At 69.6% G+C, this 2,231-nt stretch carries 1 protein-coding gene and 1 pseudogene; one reads left to right on the forward strand and one right to left on the reverse strand.

The annotated features are described in order from the left end of the window. The first annotated feature begins 424 nt into the window (after positions 1 to 424). Positions 425 to 1,624 (forward strand): RCC1 domain-containing protein, encoded by a 1,200-nt coding sequence (locus ACFWRO_RS36980; RefSeq protein ID WP_384519074.1) that lies wholly within the window; start codon positions 425 to 427, stop codon positions 1,622 to 1,624. A gap of 349 nt (positions 1,625 to 1,973) precedes the next feature. Here ACFWRO_RS36980 and ACFWRO_RS36985 read toward each other — a convergent pair. Then, positions 1,974 to 2,231 (reverse strand): annotated as a pseudogene (locus ACFWRO_RS36985) (hypothetical protein); the annotation flags it as partial.

Below are 2,231 nucleotides of genomic sequence, written 5' to 3' on the forward strand. Positions count from 1 at the left end.
ACCCCCCCCCACTACCCCCCCCCCCCGCCGAACTCGGGCCCCCGCAACCCCCCCCCCCCCCCACCCCCCGCGGCCGCCCCCCGTCGTTGTTTGGGCCCCCCCCCCCAAAAACCCCACGCTCACTCACAGCCGGGTGTGCCCTAGTGCGCCAGCTGGCCCGTTAGCGGTCTGGTCGGGCCGGAGTGTGCGCTGCTGTTGGCCCGGCAGACCCGGCTGCACGTGGGTGTGGCCGGGCCAATGCGGAACGCGGTGGTTCGTCCGGCACCCGTTTGAGGGTCCCCCTGATAGGTGAAGCGTCCGTCCCGCCCGCCCGTAAATGATCTAGGTTGGGGTGCACGCTCGGCCGCCTTTCGGCACCTATGGGCTGTATTTCCCCTCTGTGGGTGTCAGCCGGCCATCCCCCCTGTTCAGGAAGGTCTTCAGCATGCCCCGATCCAGTTGGCGCTCACTGCGTCGCTCGTCCGTCCTTGTACTGGCGGCCGCTGTCCTTGCCGCGGCCCCGGTGGCCGCGTCGGCCCATGCGGGCGATCCGGCCGTGCTGAGCTGGGGGGCGGGCCGTACCGGGCAGCTCGGCAACGGCACCCTGGCCGACAGCCTCTCCCCGTCCTCGGTCACCGACCTCGTGCGCAGTGATGTCGACCAGATGTCGGCCGGCGGCACCTCCTCGGCCGACTCCTTCGCCCTCGCCCGCACCGGCACGACGGTGAAGTCCTGGGGCCACAACTCCTCCGGCCAGCTCGGCAACGGCGGCAACACCAACCAGAACGTGCCCACGACCGTCCCCCGCCTGGCCAACATCAAGGACATCGCGGCGGGCGGAATGCACGCCCTCGCCCTCGACACCTCCGGCCAGGTCTACTCCTGGGGCGACAACGCCTACGGCCAGCTCGGCAACAACCGCACCGGCGACACCCGCACCGTCCCCGACCGCGTCCAGGGCATGCCCAAGGTCAAGCAGATCTCGGCCGGCTGCGACTTCAGCCTCGCACTCCTGGAGAACGGCAAGGTCTACGCCTGGGGCCGCGGCATCCACGGCCAGCTCGGCAACGGCAGCCGCGCCACCAGCTCCGTACCCCGCCAGGTCCACGGCCTGGAGAACATCACGGAGATCGACGCAGGCTGCCACCACGCCCTCGCGCTGACCGCCGACGAAACGGTCAAGTCCTGGGGCTACAACCTCTACGGCCAGCTCGGCAACTCCACCACCAAGTCCGCCACCGAACCCGTCGACGTCGACTGGCTGGACGGCGTCTCGGACATCGAGGCCGGCGCCTTCCACAACTACGTCACCACCAGCGACCGCCACGTCTGGGGCTGGGGCAACAACCAGTACGGCCAGCTCCTGGAAGCCGACGAGGCCTTCGACTCCAACGTCTCCCGCACCAACCGCACCGCCCCGGTCGAGATCCCGCGCCTTCAGGGCGTCCAGCACCTCGCGGCCGGCGCCCGGCACGGCGTTGCCCTCACGGCGGACGACGTCTTCACCTGGGGTCACAACGGCGAGGGCCAGCTCGGCAACGGCACGACCGTCCCCCGCTACGACGCGGTGAAGATCCTCAAGGAAGGGGTAGCGATCAAGGGCGTGGCCGTCTCGCTGGGCGGCAACACGACGTACACATACTGACCCACGCCTGAGCCGGACTCCCCGAATCCGGTACTGCTCGGACTCCGAGCGCCGCACCTGGCCACACGGCCAAGTACGGCGCTCAGTCTGTGCCGGAGCTCGGTAGTTGTCACCGAGGGGCTCGTGGGCCGGAGCGAGTTCGCGGAGGTCAACAAGCACGACCGGCGGGGGTGCAGCAGACCGTGGACCCGGTCGCCGACTACCGCCCCCGCTCCAGCGGGTTGGCCTTGGCCAGCCAGCCCAGATAGCGCCGGCGAAGGACGCCGCGCCGGTCGCTTGCACACGTAGGGGGCGATGCCTTACACGCCTGTGTGTGGCCCGGCGGTCGCACCGCCGGGCCAGACACGGGTCAGGCGAGGCCGATCTGCTGGTAGAAGGTCTTGTTGTCCCAGAAGAGGAACTCCTCTTCCATGACTCCGTCCTTGTTCCAGATGCCGACCGTGACCATGTTGATGGAGAACTTCTTGCCGGTCGGCTGGATGAAGCCGCCCTTGCCGTCCGGCATGGGCTTCGTGAAGGTGCCCTGCATGACGCCGGTCACCGAGGTCAGGTTGCCCTTGGCGATGCGGTTCGGGTGCTCGGTGATGCGCGTGTCCGGCGCCCAGAC

Origin of the sequence: Streptomyces sp. NPDC058579, from assembly GCF_042718575.1 — a bacterium.
Taxonomy (GTDB): Bacteria; Actinomycetota; Actinomycetes; order Streptomycetales; family Streptomycetaceae; genus Streptomyces.

Coding starts and splice junctions, on each gene's coding strand:
- ACFWRO_RS36980 (WP_384519074.1), top strand. CDS start 425: ATGCCCCGATCCAGTTGGCGCTCACTGCGTCGCTCGTCCGTCCTTGTA.